Genomic DNA, 22,801 nt, shown 5'->3' with positions numbered 1-22,801 from the left:
GCCGAGAATGGGCCAATTGTCACGAATTGGCCCAGTGAACCGCCGGACGAGGCGGCTACCCTCGTGACCACTGGACACGAAGGAGTGGACACATGGCTGTCGTCGCACTGATCGGGACCCTGGACACCAAGGGCGAGGAGTACCGCTGGTTGGCCGAGCAGCTGCGGGCGGAGGGGGTGACGCCGCTGCTCATCGACGTCGGCTCGTTCTCCCGCAGTGAGCTGGCCGACATCGGTTCCGACGAGGTGATCCGAGCCGCAGGAGAGGACCCGGAGGTGCTGCGGGAGCGGCGGGACCGGGGAGAGATGATGGGGGTGATGGGCAGAGGGGTCGCTGCACTGGTCGTCGACCTCGCCGCCGAGGACGAGATCCACGGGCTGCTCGCCATCGGGGGCTCAGGTGGTTCCTCCGTGGCCGCAGCGGCGATGCAGGCCCTCCCCGTCGGTTTCCCGAAACTGCTGGTCTCCACCATGGCCTCCGCCGATGTGCGCCCCTACGTGGGGGATGTCGACGCCACGCTGATGTACTCGGTCGTCGACGTGGCCGGCATCAACTCCGTCTCGGAGAAGGTTTTCGGCAATGCGGTGGCAGCCATCGCCGGGATGGCCATCGCCCACCAGGGACGTGTTGTCAGCGCCGGGCACACACCGATGGTGGCCGTGACGATGTTCGGGGTCACCACCCCAGCCGCCGACGAGGCCCGCGCCAGGCTGGTGGAACTCGGCTACGAGGTCCTGGTCTTCCATGCCACCGGTGCCGGTGGTCGTGCCATGGAGAAACTCGTCGAATCGGGGCTGCTCGCAGGGGTCTGTGACCTGACCACCACGGAACTGGCCGACGATCTCGTCGGCGGGGTGTTGAGTGCCGGGCCGCAACGCCTGGAACAGGCCGGGAGGTCCGGGACCCCGCAGGTGGTGAGCCTGGGGGCCCTCGACATGGTGAACTTCGGCCCCATGGACACCGTTCCCGAACAGTTCAGGCAGCGCACGCTCTTCGTCCACAACCCCACGGTCACCCTGATGCGGACCACACCTGAGGAGATGGCCGAACTGGGACGACGCATCGCCCGCAAGCTCGCGGCGGCGACCGGAGCGACCGAGCTGTTCATCCCGCTTCGAGGGGTCAGCGCCATCGACGTCGAGGGTGCCCCCTTCCACGACGCGCAGGCCGATGCCGCGTTGTTCGAGGAACTGCGTTCCGGACTCGCCGCCTCCGGCGTCGTCGTCCACGAGAGGGATGAGGACATCAATGCCCCGGGTTTCGGGACCGCCATGGCCGATGCCCTCCACGCAGCCATCATCCGGTGAACCACAACCACGAAGGAGAAGAGAAGAGATGTCACGTCAGGAGATCCTCGACCGGTTCCGTGCCCAGGTCGCGAAAGGAATCCCCATCATCGGCGGTGGGGCCGGGACCGGCATCACGGCGAAATCCGCCGAGGCCGGCGGCATCGACCTGCTGGTGATCTACAACTCGGGCCGGTTCCGCATGGCAGGCCGCGGGTCGCTGTCCGGCCTGCTGGCCTACGGTGATGCGAACGCCATCGTGATGGAGATGGCGAACGAGGTGCTGCCGGTGGTCAGGCACACCCCGGTCCTGGCAGGTGTCAACGGCACCGATCCGTTCCGCGTGATGCCGCATTTCCTGCGCCAGGTCAAGGAGATCGGCTTCGCCGGGGTGCAGAACTTCCCGACCGTCGGGCTGATCGACGGCGTGTTCCGCGCCAACCTGGAGGAGACCGGGATGGGGTTCGGGCCCGAGGTCGACATGATCCGGATGGCACGTGAACTGGACCTGCTCACCTCGCCGTACGTCTTCGACGAGGAACAGGCCAAGGAGATGGCGAGGGCCGGGGCCGACATCCTCGTGCCCCACATGGGACTCACGACCTCCGGCACCATCGGTGCACGGACCGCGCTCAGCCTGGAGGAGGCGGCGGTGAAGGTGCAGACCCTCGCCGATGCCGCCAAGAGCGTCAACCCCGAGATCCTCTGCCTGTGCCACGGTGGTCCCATCGCTCATCCAAAGGACGCGCAGTACATCCTGGACCACACCGAGGGGATCGTCGGCTTCTACGGCGCCAGCTCCATCGAACGTTTCCCGACGGAGGTCGGGATCCGTCGGCAGACCGAGGAGTTCAAGGCCGTCAGCTTCAGCAAGGACCATGCATGACCACCTCCTACCACAGCACGATCCTGCCCCATCCCGCGGAGCAGGTGTGGGCGGTGCTCAGGGATTTCAACGGTCTGGCCACCTGGTTCTCCGAGCAGGTCGCGGAGAGCCACATCGAGGACGGTCTCACCGGTACCACCGTCGGCGCGGTGCGCAGCTTCCGGTTCGGGGATTCCCGCATCCGGGAGCACCTGCTCGCGCTGGACGACCTGGAGCGTTCCTACGCCTACGAGTTCTGTGACCCGGCACCCTTCCCGGTGACAGGCTATGTGGCCAGGCTTCGGGTCACCCCCGTCACCGACGGCGATGCCGCGCTCGTCGAGTGGTGGGTCGACTTCGACTGCGAGACCTCGGAGCAGGAGCACTGGAGGGCATTCTTCGCCGCTGAGGTGTTCGCCCCGGCCCTCGAGGGGCTGAGGTGCCATCTGGCCGCCTGAGGTCCTCCGCCGGGCCCGGGCCAGACATGGTTCGCGGGTGTTCGTCATCGTCAAGTGGCTGACGGACACCCGCGAACCACGCATTCATCAATTCCGTGTCAATGCTGCGTCAATTCCATGTTGTCCTTGAGTCAATTCCTTGTCAATGCCGGAGCTTGCAGGAAAGGATGAGCCGAAAATCGGACGGAAAGAGGCTGGAGAATGTCTTTCTCGGAGAGTGGATCTGTGATTGGATTCCTTTTCGAAGGAGGATCATCATCATGCAATTGCCCCGTCGTAGGTTCGTCGTGGTGGGAGCGCTTTCCGGGCTGGCGGCATGCCGCCCCGTTCCCCCCACCCCGATCCCACCGCAGAGCCCGACGCCCAGCGCAAGCCCTTCGGCGACCGCAGCCGCCCCCAGTGCCGTGGCGTCACCGACACCCACACCGACCCCGTCACCCCAGGCTGCGCCCGGTTCCACCACGGCACCGAGCCCCACCGAGACCGTCGCCCCTGAGCCCACCCCTTCACCCGGTGTCACGGCGACCGGTAATCCCTTCGACGCCCACTACGACCGTTCCTTCAAGCTGACCTCCCTGTCGGCGGATCCCGTTCAGCAGACGCCGACGCCGAGACTGGCGACGAGTCTGGAGGACGCCCGGATCGACTCCGCGTACGGCACCCGGATCTACCGTGCCACCGTGCCCGACTCCAGCACCGGGGCTCGTCTGCGGCACCACTACTCACGCTCGCAGGCCTTCAACGCCGACAACAGTCGATTCATGGCGGAGGCGGAGAACGGCCACTGGAGCCTGCACGACGCCAACACCTTCGAGAAGCTCGAGGTGCTGCCCCGGTTGGCCGGGAACTGCGAGCCACTGTGGGACCCGAAGGACCCCACGCGCTACATCCACACCGGTCGTGACGGCGGCATGCAGTGGTGGGACCAGGACGGCAAGGTGGTCTTCGACTTCACGGGCAGGACCCCCTGGCCCCAGGCCACTTCCTTCTGGACAGGAGGGGAGGGCACCCGCAGCGCTGACGGCCGCATCCTGACCCTCATGGCCAACGCCTACGACGAGACCACCAAGCAGAAGGTGTGCCACGGCATCGTCACCGTGGACCTCAGCACAGGAACCATCCTCGGTACCCTCGACGCCTCGAGGTTCCCCTTCCCCGGAGCGGTTCCCGACCATGTCAGCACGAGCCCCAGCGGACGCTTCGCCGTCGTGTCCTGGGTGTGGATGGAACAGATCGAGGACGGCGGGACCTTCGCCTATCCGGTTGACTTCTCCTCCTCCCGGAAACTGATCGGCACCTCGGAGCACTCGGACCTGGCCATCGGGGCCAACGGGCACGACCTCTACGTCGCTGCCGCCTACCGCAACGACGACGGCGCTGCCATCATCGCCGTCGATCTCGAGACGGGAGAACGCAGCGAGCTGCACAGGCTGTACCTCCCCGACAGTGAGTCGTACGCCTGCCACATCAGCGCCCAGTGCTTCGATCGCCCTGGATGGGCCGTGGTCTCCACCTACGGTGAGCACCGTGTGGAGAACGGCACACTGGTGCGTGCCACGACCGTGCAACCCGAGTACCGCAAGGTGTGGCTGCTGGAGCTGAAGCCGGGGGGACGCGCCCTCAACGTGGCCCACATCCACAGCACCTGGCCGACAACCCCGGGCGAGAACAAGCACTACTTCCTGGAACCCCAGGCCACGGCCTCGAAGGACCTCAGTCGCATCATGGTCGCCGCCAACCACGACGGTGGTGATGCCAGCTCCTACATGATCGGCCTGCCGAGCTGGGTGCTCGACTGACCGGTCCCGGGCCTGGCGCTAGGGTGTAGCCAGATGATCAGGCCAGGACCATGGAGGACGAGTGAAGATCAGACTTGGAACCAAGAACTCGATTGTCGACGTGGCTCGCAGCGAGGTCGTCGCCGAACAGCTGCGGGGACTCGGACACGATGTGGACATCATCCGGATCCCCGCTGCGGGCGACGCCGAGACCATCGGTGCGCTGCGGCTCGGTCTGATGCGTGGCGACTTCGATCTGGTCGTGCACCGGATGCACCGCATCCCGCAGCAACCGATGCCCGGACTGACCTTCGCCGCCGTCCTCAGGCGCAGTGACCGCCGGGATGCCCTGGTGACCCGCGACGGCACCACGCTGGCGAACCTGCCCGAGGGGGCCGTGGTGGCGACTCGTTCCAACCTGCGCCGGACACAACTGCTGGCCCTCAACCCGGGGCTGCGTTTCGTGGAGCGCACCACCGGCCAGCTCCTCGAGTTCCTCGACAAGGTGAGGGACGGCGAGATCGACGCGGTCGTGGCGGGGGCCGCCGACTTCGAGGCCGTCGGTCGTCTCGACGAGGTGACCGAGTACCTGCCCATCCTGCCCGCGGCCGGTCTCGGGGCCATCGGCCTGGAGTGCCGCAGCGAGGACCACCAGCTGGTGGAGGCCCTGTCCGTGCTCGACCACGCCGACACCCGGGTGTGTGTCATGGCGGAGCGCGCCGCCGTCGCCGCTCTCAATGTGGCTGACTCGGTCTCCGTCGCCGCCCGTGCCCATCGGGCAGGCGTGCTCTCACTGCTGGTGGAGGTGATCCCCGGCGACGGGTCGAAGGGACTCACCGTGCAGATGGGCATGCCCACCTCCGAGCTGCACGCCATCCGCACGGCCCGCAAGGCCGCCGCCTACCTGCGCTTCAAGGGTGCGGAGGAGTTGGGGCGGCCTCCGCGCCCCGTCCAGGAGGAGAACGACGACCAACCCGGCCAGCGTCTCACCGACCTGTCGCGGGCCGGGATCCTGGTCCCCCGTGAGGAGGGCCGCATGGCGCGGGGGCTTCGGGAGTTCGGGCTGCACGTCACCGCCGTCGCGCTGCAACACCGCCAGGTGCTGGCGGTCTCCTCGACGCTGGACGGGGCCGACTGGTTGGCCTTCACCTCCGTGCGCGCCGTCGAGAGCATCCGGGACCTCGGCTGGACCCTGCCGAAGGGGGTCAGGATCGCAGCCGTGGGCAGGGGCACCGCCGATGCGCTGCGTGCCATGGGGTACGAGGTGGACCTGGTGCCGGAGGGCAGCTCCGGGGTGAGGGCGCTCGTCGAGATCTGGCCCGACGGCGAGGGCACGGTGCTGGTCCCCGGGTCGGCGCTGCTCGCCCCCAGCTTCATCTCAGCGCTGCAGGCCAAGGGCTGGAACACCCAGCTGATCCCCATCTACACGATGCAGATCAACGACGAGGCACCCCAGGACATCCTCGACCAGTGGAACCAGGGTGGATTCGACGCGGTGATCATCACCTCCGGGTCCAACGCCATCGCGACGGGACGCCTGCTCGGGTGGAACCCGGACGTGCTGGTCTTCGCCGTCGGTGACTCCGCACGCCTGGTGTTGGAGCGTGCGGGAGTCCCGATCGCCGGATACTCGGACGACTACTCGCCCGAGAGGGTGCACACCCTGCTCAAGCAGGTCATCGAGGGGGATCAGGCAGCCGGCTGACGGGCTGCCCACTCGGCCAGGCTGACCCTGGGCCCCGTGAAGAAGGGGATCTCCTCGCGGACGTGCAGCCTGGCCTCCGCTCCGCGCTGGTAGCGCATCGCATCGGTGAGGCGGTGCAGCTCGTCGGCCTCGAAGGCCAGCAGCCACTCGTAGTCGTTCAGGGCGAAGGCCGAGGTGGTCGAGCCCAGCACATCGGGGTACTCGCGGCCCATCTTCCCGTGCTCCGAGAGCATCTTGGAGCGGTGGTCGTCATCGAGGTAGTACCAGTCGTAGCTGCGCACGAACGGGTACACGCACAGCCACGGGCGTGGCGCGACACCTGAGAAGCAGGCCGGGGTGTGCCCGCGGTTGAACTCGGCCGGGCGATGCACCCCGATGCAGGACCACACCGGCTCCAGACAGCCACCGAGGGCCGAGTTCCGCAGGGCGTGGTAGGCGGCCTGGAGGACCGCCGGGTCGTCGTCGATGGTCCACACCATCAGGTCGGCATCGGCCCGGAACCCACCGATGTCGTAGAACCCGCGCACCGTCGCCCCGGTGTCGGCCAAGGCCTGCTCGGCGGCCTCGACGTCGGCGGGGTCGACCGGGGCGATGGTCTGGAACACCGAGTACATGACGTAGTGGGTGGAGGCGTTGACCTCCTCCGCGGGGATGGGGGTGTCGCGGGGATCAACGGGCATGTGGTGAGGGTGTGACATGGGGGTCCTTCCGGGTTCGGATCTGACAGCAGGAGGTCTCAGGTGCGAGACACGGGTGTGCCGGCCGGGGGAGGTCGCCGCGGGCGACGGCGGCCTGTTCCAGCAGGAGATCGGCCAGGGCGGTGACGAATGACGGGTGCGTGCCGACGGTGGCGGCCCGCTCGTAGGCGATCCCGGCCTCCTCGGCGGCAGCCCTGGCCTCGGTGTCGAGGTCGAAGGCCACCTCCATGTGGTCCGAGATGAAACCGATCGGGGCGGCCACCACACCGTCGACGTCGGAGATCTCCCCCAGACGATCGGAGATGTCCGGCTCCAACCAGGGGATGTGGGGGGAACCGGAGCGGGAGCAGAAGGTCAACTCCCACTCCAGGTCCTCGCCGAGCTCCACACCTGCACGGCGCGCCACGTCAGCGGCGACACTCAGGTGCTGGGCCTCGTAGCGTTTCTCCGGGGAGCCGTCGAAGGACAGCTCGTTCATCACGGTGGGGATGGAGTGGGTGACGAAGAGCACCCGCAGGGCACCCTGACCGATCCGGCTACGCAGCGCTCTCACGGCCGCCACGAGGGAGTCGGTGTTGGCGGTGAGGAACCCTTCGCTCGCCCAGTAGGAACCCACCTTCTCCAGCTGGATCCCGGGGATCTCGGTCATGGCCCGGTCCAGGTCCTCGCGGTACTGACGGCACGCCGAGTAGCAGGAGTAGGCGGCGGTGGCCAGGGCCACGACCTGCTGGTGTCCGTCGTCGCGGAGGGCACCGACCGTTTCCGCGAAGTACGGTGTCCAGTTGCGGTTGCCGATGACCACCTCGCGGGGGCAGCCGCGTCGTTCCAGTTCGTCGGCCAGCGCGTCGCGAAGTGCCTCGTTCTGTTCGTTGATGGGAGACCGTCCTCCGAACAGGGCGTAGTGCTGCGAGACCTCGACGAGGCGCTCATCGGGTACCCCACGACCAGCGGTGGCGTTGCGCATGAACGGCAGCACGTCCTCCGGCTGGCGAGGGCCCCCGTAGGAGGCGATGAGGACCGCGGTGTAGGGGCTCAGGGCATCAGTCATCGGGACTCCACGTGGGGATGTTCCAGGTCGGCGAAACTCAGCCCGGTCATGGGGCAGCGCCGCTCCTCGGGGGCAGGGGACTCCAGGCTCATGTCGATGCCGTAGAGTTCCTCGATGGCGGCCAGGTAGTCGTCGATCCGGCCCGCCATCGCGGCGTCACGGGCACGTGCCGACGGGGTGTGCAGGAATCGCGTGGCCAGTCGTCGCAGGGCCTGTGCGCAGTCCTCGACCGTCAGGGCGCGGCCCTGGGGGAGCCGTGCCACCTCCTCGTCGACGATGGCCAGCACGGACTCGCGCAGGGACGCGACGGCGGGGTCGGCCGCCCGTGAGGCGAGACGCGCGGTGGTCTCCGTCACGGCGAGTTGCACCAGCTGATCGGCGTGGGCGGTGTCGGCAGCCCACTCGGGAGAGATCGCGTCCTGGATGGTGAGCAGGTTCACCACGCTCACCCCGGGGAGATCCGCGACCTCGGGTGCGACATCAGGGTGAAGGGCCAGGTCGAGGAGGACCCGGACCGGGGTACCCGCCACGTGCTCCGGATGGATCACGGGCACACCGGTGCCGCGGCAGGTGACCACCAGGGTGCTGGCGGCCAGACCTGCGACGAGGTCCTCCGCGGCCTCGAGCCCTCGGGTCGCGGCGAATTCCTGGGCCCTGCCGGAGGCGGAGTGCACGGTGATCGTCGAGACCCCACGGTGTCGGAGCGCGGCGACGACCGCCCCGGCGAAGGAGCCGGTCCCGACGATGAGAGCGCGTTGCGCAGCCCAGTCCTCGATGCCCGTCATCTCCAGGCCGACGGAGACCAGGGAACGTCCGGAACCCTGCAGCCTGGTCTCGGCACCGACGCGACGTGAGGTGTGCAGCGCGGCGTTGACCACCTGGGTGAGGTTCCCCGTGGCGCGACCGACCTCGGCCGCGGAACGCAGGGCGCGGCGCAACTGGCCGGCGATCTCCCGTTCTCCCACCACCATGGAGGACAGGCCACTGGCCACCCGGAAGAGGTGATCCAGGGCGTGATCCTGCTCGTACACGTTCCAACGCACGTTCGGGGCGAGCTCACGGGCCAGGCGGAGTCGGAGATGGGACTCGGACACGTCAGGGGCGTCGAGCAGGAACTCGACGCGGTTGCAGGTGTTGAGCGTGACGACGCCTGCCACACCGGGGATCGCGCTGAGGCTAGCGGACAGAGCGTCCGCATGTTGAGAAACGCGCTGCACCTCGGCCAGGCCCTGGCGGTCATGCTCGACGGACAGAATGCGGAAGTTCACGATGGGTCAAGCTAACCAGAAATCAGCCCATACGGCAGAATCGACGCCATGACTGCCAGTGATCGTCCCATCATCCTGCAAGCCCTGGCGGGGACCCGACCGTCACGGCTGCCCGTGTGGTTCATGCGTCAGGCCGGTCGTTCCCTGCCGGAGTACCGACATGTGAGACAGGGCGTCGCAATGCTGGAGGCCTGCCTGAGGCCCGAGCTGGCGGCGGAGATCACCTGTCAACCGGTGCGTCGCCACGGCGTGGACGCCGCCGTCTTCTTCTCCGACATCATGGTTCCGCTCGCCATGGCGGGGGTCGATGTCACCATCACCTCCGGGGTCGGGCCGGTCTTCGCGGATCCGGTCCGCACGGCCGATGACGTCGACCAGTTGGTGAGCCGTCGGCTCGACGACGGCTCGGCCATCGTCGAGGCGGTGCGCCTGGCGGTGCTCGAACTGGGGGAGACCACCCCCGTGCTCGGATTCGCCGGTGCCCCGTTCACCCTGGCCGCCTACCTCGTCGAGGGGCGGGGGTCGCGTGACCATCTGGCGGCCCGAGCCATGATGCACGCCGACCCCCGGTCGTGGCGACGGCTCATGACGTGGTGTGCGGAACTGTCCCGGACGTTCCTGGAACTGCAGATCGAGGGCGGTGCCCGCGCGGTCCAGCTGTTCGACTCCTGGGCGGGGTCGCTCACCCTGGCGGACCACACCGCGCACGTCGCGCCCTACTCGCGGTTGGCACTCGAAGGGGTGGCCGTGCCGAGGATCCACTTCGGTACCGGAACCGGGCACCTGCTCGAGGAGATGGGCAAGGGGGTGGAGGCCGTCGGCATCGACTACCGCACCCCACTCGACGAGGCGGCTCGTCGGCTGCCCGGCAAGGTCCTGCAGGGCAACATCGACCCGGCCCGGCTCGCTGCCGGGTGGGAGGCGTTGGAGGCCCATGCGCGTGACGTGGTGGAGCGGGGCAGGGCGGCCCCGGCGCACATCGTCAACCTCGGGCACGGGGTGCCACCCACCACGGATCCACAGGTCCTCACCGACCTCGTCGCATGGGTGCACGAGCAGTGAGCGCCGTCGTCGTCGGTGGTGGTGTGGCTGGCCTCGCCGCTGCCCACCGGCTGGCACGCAGCGGTCGGCAGGTGGTGGTGCTCGAGGCGACGGATCGGCTGGGCGGCATGGTGATGCCCGTGGAACTGGCCGGGGTCCGGGTCGACGGCGGGGCCGAGGCGTTCGCCCGTCGGCTCGGGATCGCCGATGAGCTGTGCGCCACCCTCGGCCTCGAGGTGGCAGGGCCTGAGGGTGGGCCCCACATCCGGTGGTCGGTGGACCGGGTCTGGCCCGGTGCCGACGGGGTGCTGGGCATCCCGGCCAGCCCGCAGGACCCGGCGCTCCGGGCTGCCCTGGACGCCGAGGAGCTTGAGGCGGCGCTGGCCGAACCCACGTTGCTGGAGGCGATCGGAGCCGAGGCCGTCACCGTCGGTGAACTGGTGACGGCACGGCTGGGCCAGGGCGTCACGGACAAACTGGTCGCCCCGGTCACCACAGGGGTCTACGGGATGCCCCCGGATCAGATGCCCCTGGCCCAGTTCGCGCCACGCCTGGCGGGGCCGGGCTCGCTCTACGCGAAGGTGGCGGCCGCCCGGGGGTCGCGCTCCAGTGTCGCCCAACCCGTCGGGGGGCTGTTCCGACTGGTGGAGGCCCTGGAGGCCGACATCCGTCAGCACGGAGGAGAGATCCGTCTGGGGCATCGGGCGAGGGCCTCGGATCTCCGCGGGGTGGAGCGCGCCGTCATCGCCTGTCCGGCGCGACCTGCCGCAGAGCTGCTGGAGGACTTCGGGGTGCAGGTTGAACAACCGGCCACCACCGTGTCCCAGAGCGTGCTGCTGGCGTTGGAACCGAAGGCCCTGGAGGGTGCTCCTGTCGGGTCGGGGGTGCTGCTCGGGCAGCCGATCCCAGGGCTCGGGGCGCGAGCCCTGACCCACTACTCGGCGAAGTGGCCGTGGAGTGGGGGAGCCGTGCAGGTGCTCCGGCTGAGTTACGCCCCTGAGGCGACCCCCAGCAGGGGGCGTGCCCTGGTCGACGCATCCTTGTTGCTGGGGCGTCCTGTCACCGAGGTGCTGGACTTCCGGGTCGTCCGGTGGCCCGCCGTGCCGCGCAGTCTCACCGTGGCCGCCCGCGGCTCCTTGCTGGCGCAGCTGCCGGCGAATGTGAGGGTGGCGGGTGCCTGGGCCTTCGGCAACGGCATCGAGGCGGCGATCGCCTCGGGGCTGGAGGCGGCGGCATGAGGTTGGGGACCCGTGCGTCGACCCTGGCGGTGACCCAGTCCACCTGGGTGGCCGAGCAGCTGCGTGCCCTCGGGCACGAGGTGGAGGTGGTGCCGATCCGTACCCGTGGGGATCGGGAGCGGGGATCGCTCACGGCCCTGTCGGGGCTCGGGGTGTTCGCAGCTGAGTTGCGTTCCGCGCTGTTGCGGGGTGAGGTGGATCTCGCCGTCCACTCGCTCAAGGACCTGCCGGTCGAGCCGGTCCCGGGCCTGGTGATCGCGGCCGTGCCGCCCCGGGAGGCCCCACACGATGCGCTGTGTGCCCGGGACGGACTCACCCTGGCCGAGCTGCCGCCGGGTGCCCTGGTCGGCACCGGGTCACCTCGGCGCGTCGCCCAGCTGCGCAGGGTCAGGCCGGACCTGACCTATGTCGACATCCGGGGCAACATCGACACCAGGCTGGCCCGGGTGAGGGAAGGTGACCTCGACGCCGTCGTGCTGGCCGCGGCCGGACTGAGACGACTGGGACTGGCGGGCAGGATCACCGAGGAGTTGTCGATCCTCCCTGCCCCCGGGCAGGGCGCACTGGCGGTGGAGTGCCGGGAGGACGACCACGACACGCGAACCGCACTCATGGCTCTGGAGGACATGCGGACCCGACTTGCCGTCACCGAGGAGCGTGCCGTGCTGGAAGCCCTCGGGGGCGGGTGCGCGGCTCCCATCGCAGCGGTCGGTGACGGGGGGAAGCTCTTCGCAGGCGTGTTCTCCCAGGACGGGACACGTGCCGTCACCGTCCAGGAGCCGCTCACTCCGGGTGGGGGGAGATGGGCGGCGTCCCGGCTGATCGACGGTGGTGCGGCCGAGGTGACGCAGCTCGGGGCCAGCCGGGAGTCACGGCTGGCGGAGTTCCACGACGTCGCCGATCTGTGGCCCGCCGAGGCCAGGCGCACCGTGTTCCTGCCCCGCGAGGCCGGGACCCTGTCGAAGGCACTGGAGGATCAAGGGCTCGAGGTGACGGCCTGGCCCGTGCAGGTCAGGGTGGTGCTCGAGGTGAATCACCTGCCGGATGCCGACTGGAGCATCGTGACCTCCGCCCGCACCGTCGAGACCCTGGAGGAGCTGGGGCTGAGACTCCCGGGTCGGATCGCGGCGGTGGGGAGGGCCACCGCCAGGGCCCTTGAACAGGCGGGATACCAGGTGGACTTCGTTCCCGAACAGGCCAGTGGCGACGGGATCGTCGCCGAGTTCCGGGTCGCTCCCGCCCGGGTGCTCATCCCAGGCTCGAAGCTGTCGAGGCCGAACCTGCCGGAGGGACTGCGCGGGCTCGGGCACGAGGTGACGGTGGTGCCCGTCTACACGATGGTGCCCACGGGCCACCTGCCCGAGGAGCTGGTGGCGTCGTGGCAGGCGGGGGAGTTCGGGGCGGTGGTGGTGACCTCCGGGTCCATGGCCCGGGCGATCCACGAGCGACTGGGCTGGCCGTCCGCCACTCGGGTGCTGGCGATCGGGCAACCGACGCTGCAGGTGTTGAATGAGTTGGGGGTCGCGGCCAGCGCGGCGACTTCTCCCGATGCCGAGGTGGTCGCCCGGGCGACCGCTGAGCTGATCCGGAAGGGAAATGCATGATCGAGCGTCCACGTCGTCTGCGCACCACGGCCGCCATGAGGCGGTTGGTCCGCGAGACCCGACCCCGTCCCGACCAGTTGGTGCTGCCCGCCTTCGTCGGGGAGAGTGCCGCGGAGATCTCGGCGATGCCCGGGGTCAGGCGGCACACCGTCGAACAGATCGGGGATGTGGCCCGAGCGGCCCGCGACGCCGGGGTGGGTGGGCTCATGCTGTTCGGCGTTCCCGACGAGGCGGACAAGGACCCGCGAGGCTCGCAGGCCTGGGCGGCCGACGGGATCCTGCAACGTGGCATCGCGGCCTGCCGTCAGGCCGTGGGCGATGAGCTGGTGATCATGTCGGATGTGTGTCTCGACGAGTTCACCACGCATGGGCACTGCGGGGTGCTGGCCGAGGACGGCCGGGTGCTGGGGGACGAGACCTGTGAGCTGTACGCCCAGCAGGCGATCTCCCAGGCCAGGGCCGGGGCACACGTCGTCGCCCCGTCGGGGATGATGGACGGCCAGGTGCGCATCATCCGGGAGGGGCTGGATGCGGCAGGGTTCGCCGAGGTCGGCATCCTGGCCTATTCCGCCAAGTACGCCTCCGCCTTCTACGGCCCGTTCCGGGAGGCGGTGGGGTCGTCGCTGGAGGGGGATCGGCGGACCTATCAGCAGGATCCTGCGAATCGTCGGGAGGGGCTGCGTGAGGCGCTGCTCGACCTGGCCGAGGGGGCGGACATGGTGATGGTCAAGCCCGCCAGCCACTACCTGGACGTGCTGGCCGATGTCGCGGCGGTGGCCCAGGTGCCGGTGGCGGCCTACCAGGTGTCGGGGGAGTACTCGATGATCGAGGCGGCGGCCGAGAAGGGCTGGATCAACCGCCGAGCCGCCATCGAGGAGTCGGTGACGGGTATCGTTCGGGCCGGTGCCGATGTGGTGCTGACCTACTGGGCGTTGGAGGTGGCGCAATGGCTGGACTGAACCAGGCGTGGATGAAGCGGGCGGTGGAGTCGATCCCGGGCGGGGTGAACTCGCCGGTGCGGGCGTTCTCGTCGGTGGGCGGGAGTCCCCGGTTCATCACGGAGGCCTCCGGGTGTCGGGTCACGGATGTGGAGGGCAACAGCTACGTCGACCTGGTGTGTTCCTGGGGGCCTGCACTGCTGGGGCACGCGCATCCCGATGTGGTGGCGGCGGTGCAGCGGGCCGCGGCGAGGGGGCTGAGCTTCGGGGCTCCGACGGGGGCCGAGGTGGAACTGGTCGAGCGCATCCGGCAGCGGGTGCCCGCCGCCGAGCACGTGCGGCTGGTCAGCACCGGCACGGAGGCGACGATGACGGCGCTGCGCATCGCGCGCGGAGCGACCGGACGGGACCGGATCATCAAGTTCGCGGGGCTCTACCACGGCCATTCCGATGCGCTGCTCGCGGCGGCCGGTTCTGGGGTGGCGACGCAGGGGCTGCCGGGCAGCGCGGGGGTGACGGCGGCGGCTGCGGCGGACACCGTCGTGCTGCCGTACAACGACGTGCCGGCGCTGCGGGAGGCGTTCGCCAGCTTCGGTGACCGGATCGCCTGCGTCATCACGGAGGCTGCCCCGGCCAACATGGGGGTGGTGCCCCCGATGGAGGGCTTCAACCAGGAGATCCGTCGGCTGACGGCCGAGCACGGAGCCCTCATGGTCCTGGACGAGGTGCTGACCGGGTTCCGGGTGTCACGAGCTGGCTGGTGGGGTTTCGAGACCGGGGTGGAGAACCCGGCCTGGGTACCGGATCTGTTCACCTTCGGGAAGGTCGTCGGTGGCGGGATGCCGTTGGCGGCGGTGGCCGGACGGGCCGAGGTGATGGACCTGCTGGCCCCGCTCGGCCCGGTGTACCAGGCGGGCACCCTGTCGGGGAACCCGCTCGCGACGGCGGCAGGGATCGCGACGCTGGACCTGGCCGACGAGGGAACCTACGCCCACGTCGATGCCCGGTCCAAGGAGCTGCAGGCGATGGTCCACGAGGCCCTGACGAAGGCAGGGGTGCCGCACGTGGTGCAGCACGCGGGGAACCTCTTCTCGGTGTTCTTCCGCGAGGAACCGGTCCGCAACTACGCAGACGCGCAGGCCCAGGACACCGACGCCTTCACGCGCTTCTTCCACGCGATGCTGGAGGAGGGGGTGGCCCTGCCACCGTCGGCCTTCGAGGCCTGGTTCCTCAGCGCGGCCCACGACGACGAGGCCATGGAGGTCATCGCCAGGGCCCTGCCGAAGGCGGCGCAGGCGGCTTTGCGCTGAGGGGAGCGCCTCCGCTACGATGGGAGGCGCTCGCAAGGGGCTATGGCGCAGTTGGTAGCGCGCTTCCATGGCATGGAAGAGGCCAGGGGTTCGAATCCCCTTAGCTCCACCTCACGTCAAGGCTCGAACCCAGTGCCATCATCGATGGTTTCGGTTCGGGCCTTTTGTTGCCCTGGGCTCAGGTGAGGGCGCTGGCGTGGTCATCGGGATGGGCAGCTGGTGCGGTGGGTGGTGGCGTCGGGCCCAATCAGCAGGCCGCAGGCAACATGGCGGTTCGTGCCGTGTGGTGGTGACTGATGGATTGATCGACCGGCTATATTGGTTGTGTTTTCAACTACTTGAGGAGTGGTCATGAGTGACAATCGTGTACGCATCCTGGCGCTGGTGGGGAGCCTGCGGCGGGACTCCGTCAACCGGAAGCTGGCGCTGCTCGCCCAGCAGGGAGCCGCCGAACAGGCCGAGATCGAGATCTTCGAGGACCTCAAGGGCATCCCGCCCTTCGACGAGGACGACGAGGCCCAGGCCCCGGAGGCCGTCAAGGCCCTGTGGGCCCGGATTGAGGCTGCCGACGCCGTGCTCGTCGTCACGCCGGAGTACAACAGCTCCGTGCCCGGGCAGTTGAAGAACGTCATAGACTGGGCCTCGCGCCCCTTCGCCACCAACCCGCTGCGCGGCAAGAACGTCGCCGTCGTCGGGGCCAGCCCCGGCGGTGGTGGGGCCCGCTCCTCCATCGCCGACGCCCAGCGCATCCTGACCCGCGCCGGGGCCACCGTGATCGAGGAGACCTTCTCCGTGGCCCGGGCCTACCAGCAGCTCGACGAGGCGGGGGAGCTGAGCAACCCCGAGATCAAGGACGGCGTCGTGTCCGTCGTGACCGCGCTGGCGAGGAGGACTCGCCAAGGCACCTGACCGCCGGCCGTGACGTGCGCCGTTGAAGGGTGCCAACCGGTCTGGGCTCTGCGGCGGCAACGGGTGAGCCGCTCCGGTTCGCCTGTCCAAGGGTGGAATTGCCTGTCCTGTTTCGAATTGCCTGTCTTATTGGGCAGGCAATTCGATTTTGGGCAGGCAAACCGCGGTCAGGACAGGCGAACCGGCGACTGCCGCTCGGTGTTGGGCCGAGCTCCAGGGCGAGATCGGTGTGACTGAAGGCGTCACACCTCAGGAGCCTCACGGCCATCCCGCCTCGTGCCGTCGGCGAGCTTGAGCCAGACCACACCGGTGATGATGACCGCCAGCCAGAAGGCCTTGGTGAGGGTGAAGGTCTCGTCGAAGAAGAGTGGGCCGAGGACAGCGGAACCCACCGCGCCGACACCTGCCCAGACGGCGTATCCGATACCCACGTCGATCCTTCTCAGGGCGACGCTGAGGAAGAACAAGGTGCCGAGGAAGAAGACCAGGGCGACCAGGGACCAGATGATGTCGGTGAAGCCGCGGCTGCCGTTGACGCTCAGGGCGTACCCGATCTCGAAGACGCCGGCGAGCAGGAGTGCTGCCCAGGACGTGGTCCTGGGATCTGTCCGAGGAAGTCCGGTGGTCATGGGTGTCCTTTCTGTTGCGGTCAGAGGCTGCCGGCGAGATTGAGCCCGACGACGCCGATGATGACGATGAGGATTCCGAGGAGTTTTCGCCATGTCAGGCGCTGGTCCAGGAACAGTGCCCCGACGATGACGATCCCAACTCCGGCCAGGGAGGTCCACAGGGCGTATCCGACGCCGACGTCGAAGGTGAGCAGTGCCAGGCTGAGGAAGAAGGTGGCGATGCCACCACTGAGAAGGGTGGTAATGGTCCAGCCCGGGTGACGAAATCCTTGGGCCTTGCCAGCGGCGATGCCGACGGTCACCTCGAAGATGACTGCGATGGTGAGATGAATCCATTGCATGGATGAACTCCGATCTGGTCAGGTCACACCTTCTGGGCGCGACGGTTGAGGAACAAGGTGAAGGGGAGCAGATCTCCCGGAACTCGGAGGGGATGCATGATCGCGGCGCGAAGATCGTCGCCGATGTTGAACGCCGGGTAGCTGGGGCGGTAGTCGAAACCGTGCTCGGCCGCCACATCGCGATCGATCGCCACCCGCACGTCCCTGATCCCCTGTGCGATCGCGTGGTGGCAACACATGCCACAGGGTTCCCCGGTGGCCAGCAGGGTTGCGCCGATGAGACCTCCCTGCCCATGGGAGGCGACGGCCTCCCGGAGTGCGACGATCTCGGCGTGGGCCATCGGGTCAGAAGTTTCCAGGACCCGGTTGACCCCGAACCCTGACAGGACCTGTCCGTCCCGCACGACGAGCCCGACGAAGGGAAGGCCGCCCCGGCTGACGTGTTGCACGGCGTGGGCCACGGCCCGGCTCATCATGGTCTCGAGGAAGGAGCTCATCGGTTCACCTCCGGTCGAGACGCAGCGGCATCGACCGCTTCCTGGAGGCGGGTGATGTCCGGAACTCCCGGGAGCAGGTGACCTGCGACCACGATTCCGGGGACGGCCGTGATCCCGACCTCATCCCTGGCATGTCTCAGGTCCGCCTGATGCTGCCGTCGCCGTACCTCGCTGCCGAGCGCAGCCGTGACCTCGTCGTGGTCGAGCCCGACCGACGTCGCGATGTCGATGAGGATCTGCGGGGAACCGATGTCCTTGTCCTCCTGGAAGAAGGCCTTGAGCACCGCGTCGGTCCAGGCCTTCCCGATGCCCTGCTCCCGGGCCAGCTGAAGAATGAGGAAGGCCCGCTCGGAACGGGGCTGAGGTGAGATGGTTGGAAGGGTGATGGGTATCTTGAGCCGGGATGCCAGGGGAAGCACGGCCTCGCGCCACACCCGCGGCAGGTAGTCGTCCTCGGGGCGGAGGGTCGGGACCGGTGCTGGGCGCAGCTCGAACGGACGGATCTCTAGCTCGACGTCGCGCGTGTGCTGGAGTTCGTCAAGAGTCGGCTCGATGAGGAGACAGAACGGGCAGACGACGTCGATGAAGACCTCCACTGGTATGGGCATCGTGATTTCCTTTCCATCTGCATGTACATACATGTATATGGGTGTGGTCATGGTTCTGTGTGGCTGGGTGCTGTGGTCAGGAGAACTGGTCCCCGGCGGTGTGGAAGGCGCCACGGATCGCCTCGCGGGTTGCGCCTGGCGCGCTGCTGGCGTGTTCTGTCAGCAGCTCCGTGAGTTTCTCGTCGTAGCCGGTGCGCAGTTCCTCGGTGAGGGCGATGCCCTGTGGGGTCACGACGGCATAGACGCCGCGGCCATCCTCAGGGCAGGCGTCGCGGAAGACGAGACCCTTGTCCTCGAGCCGCTCCACGAGCCGGGTCGCGGAACTCTGTTTCAGGCCGAGGCGGTTGGCGAGCTCGCTGATCCGGAGCTCGCGATCAGGGGAGCGGGTCAACACGGTCAGCGCACGGTAGTCGCTGAGAACGAGGGAGTGGTTGCTCGCGAGCCAACGCCCGAGGCCGAGCTCGACGGCTCCCACGGTGGCGGTGACCAGTGCCCAGGAGTCCTCAAGGGCGCTCATGCGTCACTTTCCTCGAACCGCGATCCATGCACATGCATCTACTTTAGGTCTTCCTGTCGTCCGGTTTCAAGCACGGTGCCGGAAGACCCGCCGCAGGATTCGTCCGTCAGGGGATGGTGAACCACCGGGCAACGCCCAGAAGGAGGAGATCGGGTGAGCCAGAGGACCACGACGAGCAGGGCAGTTCACCACCATCGTGACTTCCGCAGGCTCTGGGCGTCGAACCTCTGCCAGGAGCTGGGGCGCCAGTTCGCCACCCTGGCGATCGCGGTCACGGCCGTGGTGCTGCTCGAGGCCACGGCGTGGCAGGTCGGGCTCATCACCGCGCTCGGCAACATCGCCTACCTCCTGATCGGACTGCCGGTCGGGGTGTGGGTGGACCGATGGCGCAAACGACGCGTGCTGCTGTGGAGCGACGTCGTGCGCGCCGCAGCCATGCTGAGCATCCCCGTCGCCCACGCCCTGAGCCACCTCACCATCATCCAGCTGATGGTCGTCGCGGCCGTGCTGAGCTTCAGTTCCGTCCTCGCCGACACCGCGCAGACCGCCTTCGTGCCCCAACTCGTCGGCCCCGACAAGGTCTCCGAGGCCACTGCCAGGCTACAGTCCACCGATTCCACCATGCGGGTGATCGGCCCAGGCCTGGTCTCGGTGGTGCTGCTGCGGATCGCCGCACCCTGGCTCCACGTCGTCGGTGCCCTGACCTCGCTGTTGTCAGCATGGTCGATCAGCAGCATCAAGGACGAGGGCGTCGCCGCCGCAGGTCAGCGGGCCGAGCCCTTCGGAGCAGCACTGCGTGCGGGGCTGGGTTTCACCCTCCAGCATGCCGTGCTGCGGGTCTTCCTCGTCACGAACGGGCTGGTCAACCTCGGCGCAGGGGTCTTCGCCACGCTGGTCACCGTCGTCGCACTCCGCGACTTCGCTATCCCACCGGAACAGTACGCCCTGGCCGGAGCACTCGGTGCCGGTGGCGGGATCGTCGGTTCCCTCATCGGGCTTCGATGCAGGAATCGTCTGGGGGAGATCCGCACCATCCTGGTGTGCTACTGCCTGCTGCCCGTGGCCGGACTCATCCTGCCCCTGGGACACGTCATCCCCGTGCCGGCGGTGGCGCTGGTCGCCGTCAGCGACTTCTGCTTCAGCTGTCTGGTGGTGGTCTCCGCCATCAGCGGCACCGGGGTCCGTGCCCGGACCACACCCCTGGAGCTCATGGGACGGGCCGCATCGGTCAGTCGGTTCGTCACCATCGGGGCCGTGCCCGTCGGCGCCCTCATCGGTGGGCTGCTCGGGGGCATCCTGCCCCACGGCGTCGCGCTGCTCTCCGCCGTCCTGGCCACCAGCACGGCCGCCCTGTGCTTCTGGTGCTCATCCATCGGGCGCCACCGCGACCTGCCTGAGCAGTGGCAGGTGGATCAGGCGCCAGGGCTGGTGTAGTGGCGTGACATGCGCTGGAACAACGCCACGGCCAGGGGGAACAGCACCCAGCCGGCCAGCGGGGACAACCACACCGCCCACGACGGCAGCGGCACCTCGGCCACCCGTCCCAGCAGGGCGGTCGCCGGAAGGTAGGCGATGAATCCCAGGGGGAACAGCAGACACAGGGCGAGCAGGCCGACCGGCCCGAAGATGGTCAACGGGTAGATCCCGAACACGGTGATGGTGCGATCCGCCAGTGCCTGCAGCGCGAACACGTTCCCCGCCCGGAAGGCCACGGAGGCGATGGCCACCTGGATCGCGGTCTCCACCAGCCCACCCCCGACGACGGCGGCGAGCAGATAGCAGATCCGCCACCAGTTCCACTCCACCGGAGCCGCCACGGCGAAGGCGATCAGCGCGCCGAGACCCAGCAGGCCGTCACCGATGGTGAGGATGTTGAACCGGCGGGTCACGACCTGCAGGAACGGATTCGTGGGACGGATCAACAGCTGGTCGAAGTCCCCGCTGTGGATCAGCCGTGAGGTGTCGATCAACGCCCCGAAGGGCATCACGTAGCAGGCGTGGGCGGCCAGCCGGATGCCGACCACCAACCCCAGTTCAGCGAAACCCCATCCGCCGATCATGCCGAAGCCCTGGAGCAGCAGCGCCAGGAACGCCACCTGGATGCCCTGGTAGGTGAGGCCGCCGATGAAACCCATGAACAGGTTCGCCCGGTACTGGGACTGGGCCCTCAGCGCTGTCCGTTCCAGGATCCACCAGGCCCGCACGGTCCCGGGCAGACGTTGTTCAGCCACCCAGCACCACCACCTTGTGCTCGGCCCGTCGCCACACCACGTGAAGCAGGGCCACGACCACGCCGATCCACCCGAGCTGCCCCAGGATCGCGAACCACGCCTCGGTGCCCGAGACCTGGCCGAAGTAGATGGACAAGGGGGTGAACATCTGGGCCCGGAACGGCAACCAGTCCAGCAGCCCGGCCAACCATCCGGGCATGAACCACAGTGGGATCAGGGCCCCGGACAGCAGCGCGGAACCCAGCCGGTAGAGCATCAGGTACCCACCGATCTCCAACGACCAGAAACAGGCCATCGACATCAACAGGTTCATCAACAACGTCAGGGCCACCCCGAGCAGCGTGGCGAGCAGCCACGAGACGACGACGGCGGCGTCGGGAGGCAGACTCAGTGCACCGATGGCGACGGCCCACACCAGGCCGATCACGGCGATGGGGGTCTGGGCCAGGAAGGTGCCGAGATTGTGGGCCAGCACCTGGGGGAGCAGCCCGACGGGACGGATCATGTCGATCCCCACCTGACCGCTGCGCACCCGCTGGTTCAACGAGGAGAACTCCCACGGCATCAGCGCGGTCTGGATGCACACCGCCAGCACCGCGTAGCTCACCGCCTGCGTCACCTCGATGCCGCGCACCTTCGTGGCGCCACCGTAGACACTGCGCCATACCACGCTGAGCAGCCACACCTGCAGCAACAGCCCGAGTGTCGCCGTCACGACGTTCAAGCGGTACACCCAGCCGGTGCGGAACGCCGCCCGCACCGGGCCGCGCAGTGCAGTCCACCAGCTGCTCATCGCCCCGGGTGCTCCGCGTAGATCCGTGCGACGACATCGCTGAGACTCGCCTCACCGACCGTCAGGTCCGCGACCTCCCAGGCACCGGTCACCGCGGCGATCACCTGCGGTGTGCTGATGGCCTCGGGATCGTGGGTCAGCACCGCCTTGCCGTCGACCACGCTCACCGTCGTCCCGGGCACATCGATGACGGCGGGGTCGACACCAGGAGCCGGGGTGATGGTCACGGTGCGCTCCCGGACGTAGCGGCTGCGCAGCTGGGCGAGGGAACCGTCGAAGAGCACCCGGCCCTGGTCGATCATCACCACCCGCTGACACAGGGCCTCGACATCATCCATGTCATGGGTGGTGAGGATCACCGTCGTGCCCAGCTCCTGGTTGATCTCGGCGATGAACTGGCGGATGCGCTGCTTGGCCACCACGTCCAGGCCCACCGTCGGCTCATCGAGATAGACCACCGTCGGTTGGTGCAGCAACGCCGCGGTCAGGTCCCCGCGCATCCGCTGGCCCAACGACAGGAACCGCACCGGGGTCTCCAGGAAGTCGGTCATGTTCAGCAGCTCGGTGAACATCCCCAACCGCTGTCTGTAGTCGTGCTCGGCGATGCCGTAGAGATCGCGGATCACCTCGAGGGAGTCCCGCAGCGGCAGGTCGTACCACAGCTGGCTGCGCTGGCCGAACACCGCTCCCATGCGGGAGGCCTGGGTCCGACGCTCCCGCCACGGGGTGTGTCCGGCCACCTCCACCTGACCCGAGGTCGGTACCAGGATCCCGGTCAACATCTTGATCGTGGTGGACTTCCCCGCACCGTTGCTGCCGAGGTACCCGACCAACTCGCCCGCATCGATGTCGAACGAGACGTCGTCGACGGCCACCTTCGTCACCCGTTGCCGGGAGAACAGACGCCGCAGCGAGGCGAACCGGCCCTCGAACTCGGCGGGCCGGACGAACTCCTTGCGCAGGTGCCGCACCCGGATCACTGGACTCACGCCGCGAGCATATCGAGGCTGTCACCCACACGCCCGCCATGTCAGGAGCG

The 22,801-nt window shown here is 68.5% G+C and carries 23 protein-coding genes, 1 tRNA gene and 1 pseudogene; 14 read left to right on the top strand and 11 right to left on the bottom strand.

From position 1 onward, the window contains the following. Window positions 1–92 precede the first annotated feature (92 nt). The 5 genes from EII34_RS02425 to EII34_RS02405 all read left to right on the top strand — a co-directional run bounded on the left by EII34_RS02425 (window position 93) and on the right by EII34_RS02405 (window position 6,092). The gene (locus EII34_RS02425; protein WP_124842498.1) at window positions 93–1,307 is read left to right on the top strand and encodes a Tm-1-like ATP-binding domain-containing protein; all 1,215 of its coding nucleotides are present in this window, start codon (window positions 93–95) and stop codon (window positions 1,305–1,307) included. Window positions 1,308–1,335: 28 nt separating this feature from the next. Further along, window positions 1,336–2,172 carry a phosphoenolpyruvate hydrolase family protein gene (locus EII34_RS02420; RefSeq protein WP_124842497.1) on the top strand — a complete coding sequence of 279 codons (837 nt, stop codon included), beginning with the start codon at window positions 1,336–1,338 and terminating at the stop codon, window positions 2,170–2,172. After that, entirely contained in the window at window positions 2,169–2,609 is a 441-nt protein-coding gene (locus tag EII34_RS02415) for an SRPBCC family protein (protein WP_124842495.1), read from the top strand. The genes EII34_RS02420 and EII34_RS02415 overlap by 4 nt, the downstream gene beginning before the upstream one ends. A 260-nt stretch (window positions 2,610–2,869) precedes the next feature. Beyond that, window positions 2,870–4,408: a YncE family protein gene (locus EII34_RS02410; protein WP_124842493.1), complete on the top strand. Its 1,539-nt coding sequence runs from the start codon at window positions 2,870–2,872 to the stop codon at window positions 4,406–4,408. Window positions 4,409–4,469: 61 nt separating this feature from the next. Continuing rightward, window positions 4,470–6,092 carry a uroporphyrinogen-III synthase gene (locus EII34_RS02405; protein ID WP_124842491.1) on the top strand — a complete coding sequence of 541 codons (1,623 nt, stop codon included), beginning with the start codon at window positions 4,470–4,472 and terminating at the stop codon, window positions 6,090–6,092. Here the strand turns inward: EII34_RS02405 and hemQ are convergent. From hemQ to EII34_RS02395, 3 genes are read right to left on the bottom strand one after another with little or no spacing between them, the layout of a single operon-like run. Further along, window positions 6,077–6,772 (bottom strand): hydrogen peroxide-dependent heme synthase, encoded by a 696-nt coding sequence (gene hemQ / locus EII34_RS16420; RefSeq protein ID WP_260425014.1) that lies wholly within the window; start codon window positions 6,770–6,772, stop codon window positions 6,077–6,079. The two genes, EII34_RS02405 and hemQ, sit on opposite strands and share 16 nt — an antisense overlap. Further along, entirely contained in the window at window positions 6,762–7,838 is a 1,077-nt protein-coding gene (locus tag EII34_RS16415; RefSeq protein WP_260425013.1) for a ferrochelatase, read from the bottom strand. The genes hemQ and EII34_RS16415 overlap by 11 nt, the downstream gene beginning before the upstream one ends. Then, window positions 7,835–9,106 (bottom strand): glutamyl-tRNA reductase, encoded by a 1,272-nt coding sequence (locus EII34_RS02395; RefSeq protein WP_185711128.1) that lies wholly within the window; start codon window positions 9,104–9,106, stop codon window positions 7,835–7,837. The genes EII34_RS16415 and EII34_RS02395 overlap by 4 nt, the downstream gene beginning before the upstream one ends. A gap of 48 nt (window positions 9,107–9,154) precedes the next feature. Here EII34_RS02395 and hemE point away from each other — a divergent pair, with 48 nt between their 5' ends. From hemE to EII34_RS02360, 8 genes and pseudogenes are all read left to right on the top strand, one after another. Continuing rightward, window positions 9,155–10,168, top strand: coding sequence for a uroporphyrinogen decarboxylase (hemE, locus tag EII34_RS02390; RefSeq protein WP_124842487.1), 1,014 nt, complete (start codon window positions 9,155–9,157; stop codon window positions 10,166–10,168). Next, on the top strand, window positions 10,150–11,385 hold the full coding sequence (locus EII34_RS02385) for a protoporphyrinogen/coproporphyrinogen oxidase (RefSeq protein ID WP_124842485.1): 1,236 nt from the start codon (window positions 10,150–10,152) through the stop codon (window positions 11,383–11,385). The genes hemE and EII34_RS02385 overlap by 19 nt, the downstream gene beginning before the upstream one ends. Next, window positions 11,382–12,260 (top strand): annotated as a pseudogene (gene hemC / locus EII34_RS16410) (hydroxymethylbilane synthase); the annotation flags it as partial. The gene EII34_RS02385 and the pseudogene hemC, both read left to right, overlap by 4 nt. Window positions 12,261–12,314: 54 nt before the next feature. After that, window positions 12,315–12,989: a uroporphyrinogen-III synthase gene (locus tag EII34_RS16405; RefSeq protein ID WP_260425027.1), complete on the top strand. Its 675-nt coding sequence runs from the start codon at window positions 12,315–12,317 to the stop codon at window positions 12,987–12,989. Window positions 12,990–13,024: 35 nt separating this feature from the next. Continuing rightward, entirely contained in the window at window positions 13,025–13,948 is a 924-nt protein-coding gene (gene hemB / locus EII34_RS02375; RefSeq protein ID WP_260425026.1) for a porphobilinogen synthase, read from the top strand. Further along, window positions 13,936–15,237: a glutamate-1-semialdehyde 2,1-aminomutase gene (gene hemL, locus EII34_RS02370; protein ID WP_124842479.1), complete on the top strand. Its 1,302-nt coding sequence runs from the start codon at window positions 13,936–13,938 to the stop codon at window positions 15,235–15,237. The genes hemB and hemL overlap by 13 nt, the downstream gene beginning before the upstream one ends. Window positions 15,238–15,273: 36 nt before the next feature. Then, a tRNA-Ala gene (locus EII34_RS02365) sits at window positions 15,274–15,346 on the top strand. A 242-nt stretch (window positions 15,347–15,588) separates the two neighbouring features. Beyond that, window positions 15,589–16,146: an NADPH-dependent FMN reductase gene (locus tag EII34_RS02360; protein WP_124842477.1), complete on the top strand. Its 558-nt coding sequence runs from the start codon at window positions 15,589–15,591 to the stop codon at window positions 16,144–16,146. A gap of 242 nt (window positions 16,147–16,388) precedes the next feature. Here the strand turns inward: EII34_RS02360 and EII34_RS02355 are convergent, their stop codons facing one another. From EII34_RS02355 to EII34_RS02335, 5 genes are all read right to left on the bottom strand, one after another. Further along, window positions 16,389–16,775 carry a DMT family transporter gene (locus EII34_RS02355; protein ID WP_124842475.1) on the bottom strand — a complete coding sequence of 129 codons (387 nt, stop codon included), beginning with the start codon at window positions 16,773–16,775 and terminating at the stop codon, window positions 16,389–16,391. Window positions 16,776–16,795: 20 nt separating this feature from the next. Further along, window positions 16,796–17,116: a DMT family transporter gene (locus EII34_RS02350; protein ID WP_124842473.1), complete on the bottom strand. Its 321-nt coding sequence runs from the start codon at window positions 17,114–17,116 to the stop codon at window positions 16,796–16,798. Between the two features lie 23 nt (window positions 17,117–17,139). Then, a complete protein-coding gene (locus EII34_RS02345; RefSeq protein WP_124842471.1) occupies window positions 17,140–17,613 on the bottom strand; it encodes a nucleoside deaminase in 474 nt (157 codons plus the stop codon). Beyond that, the gene (locus tag EII34_RS02340) at window positions 17,610–18,221 is read right to left on the bottom strand and encodes a DsbA family oxidoreductase (RefSeq protein ID WP_124842469.1); all 612 of its coding nucleotides are present in this window, start codon (window positions 18,219–18,221) and stop codon (window positions 17,610–17,612) included. Before EII34_RS02340 ends, EII34_RS02345 begins: the two co-directional genes overlap by 4 nt. Window positions 18,222–18,297: 76 nt before the next feature. Then, entirely contained in the window at window positions 18,298–18,738 is a 441-nt protein-coding gene (locus EII34_RS02335; RefSeq protein ID WP_124842467.1) for a MarR family winged helix-turn-helix transcriptional regulator, read from the bottom strand. Window positions 18,739–18,891: 153 nt separating this feature from the next. Here EII34_RS02335 and EII34_RS02330 point away from each other — a divergent pair, with 153 nt between their 5' ends. Then, window positions 18,892–20,172 carry an MFS transporter gene (locus EII34_RS02330; RefSeq protein ID WP_124842465.1) on the top strand — a complete coding sequence of 427 codons (1,281 nt, stop codon included), beginning with the start codon at window positions 18,892–18,894 and terminating at the stop codon, window positions 20,170–20,172. Here the strand turns inward: EII34_RS02330 and EII34_RS02325 are convergent. Genes EII34_RS02325 through EII34_RS02315 form a run of 3 tightly spaced genes read right to left on the bottom strand, consistent with a single transcriptional unit; the run spans window position 20,151 to window position 22,751 of the window. Next, window positions 20,151–20,969: an ABC transporter permease gene (locus EII34_RS02325; RefSeq protein ID WP_124842463.1), complete on the bottom strand. Its 819-nt coding sequence runs from the start codon at window positions 20,967–20,969 to the stop codon at window positions 20,151–20,153. The two genes, EII34_RS02330 and EII34_RS02325, sit on opposite strands and share 22 nt — an antisense overlap. Next, a complete protein-coding gene (locus tag EII34_RS02320) occupies window positions 20,962–21,762 on the bottom strand; it encodes an ABC transporter permease (RefSeq protein ID WP_124842462.1) in 801 nt (266 codons plus the stop codon). Before EII34_RS02320 ends, EII34_RS02325 begins: the two co-directional genes overlap by 8 nt. Next, window positions 21,759–22,751, bottom strand: a complete 993-nt coding sequence (locus EII34_RS02315) for an ABC transporter ATP-binding protein (protein WP_221620162.1) — start codon at window positions 22,749–22,751, stop codon at window positions 21,759–21,761. The genes EII34_RS02320 and EII34_RS02315 overlap by 4 nt, the downstream gene beginning before the upstream one ends. Window positions 22,752–22,801: the final 50 nt, after the last annotated feature.

Source organism: Arachnia propionica (genome assembly GCF_003859805.1).
Classification (GTDB): domain Bacteria; phylum Actinomycetota; class Actinomycetes; order Propionibacteriales; family Propionibacteriaceae; genus Arachnia; species Arachnia propionica_C.
The sequence above is the reverse complement of the archived record's forward strand: the minus strand, read 5'-3'. Positions and strand labels throughout refer to the sequence as shown.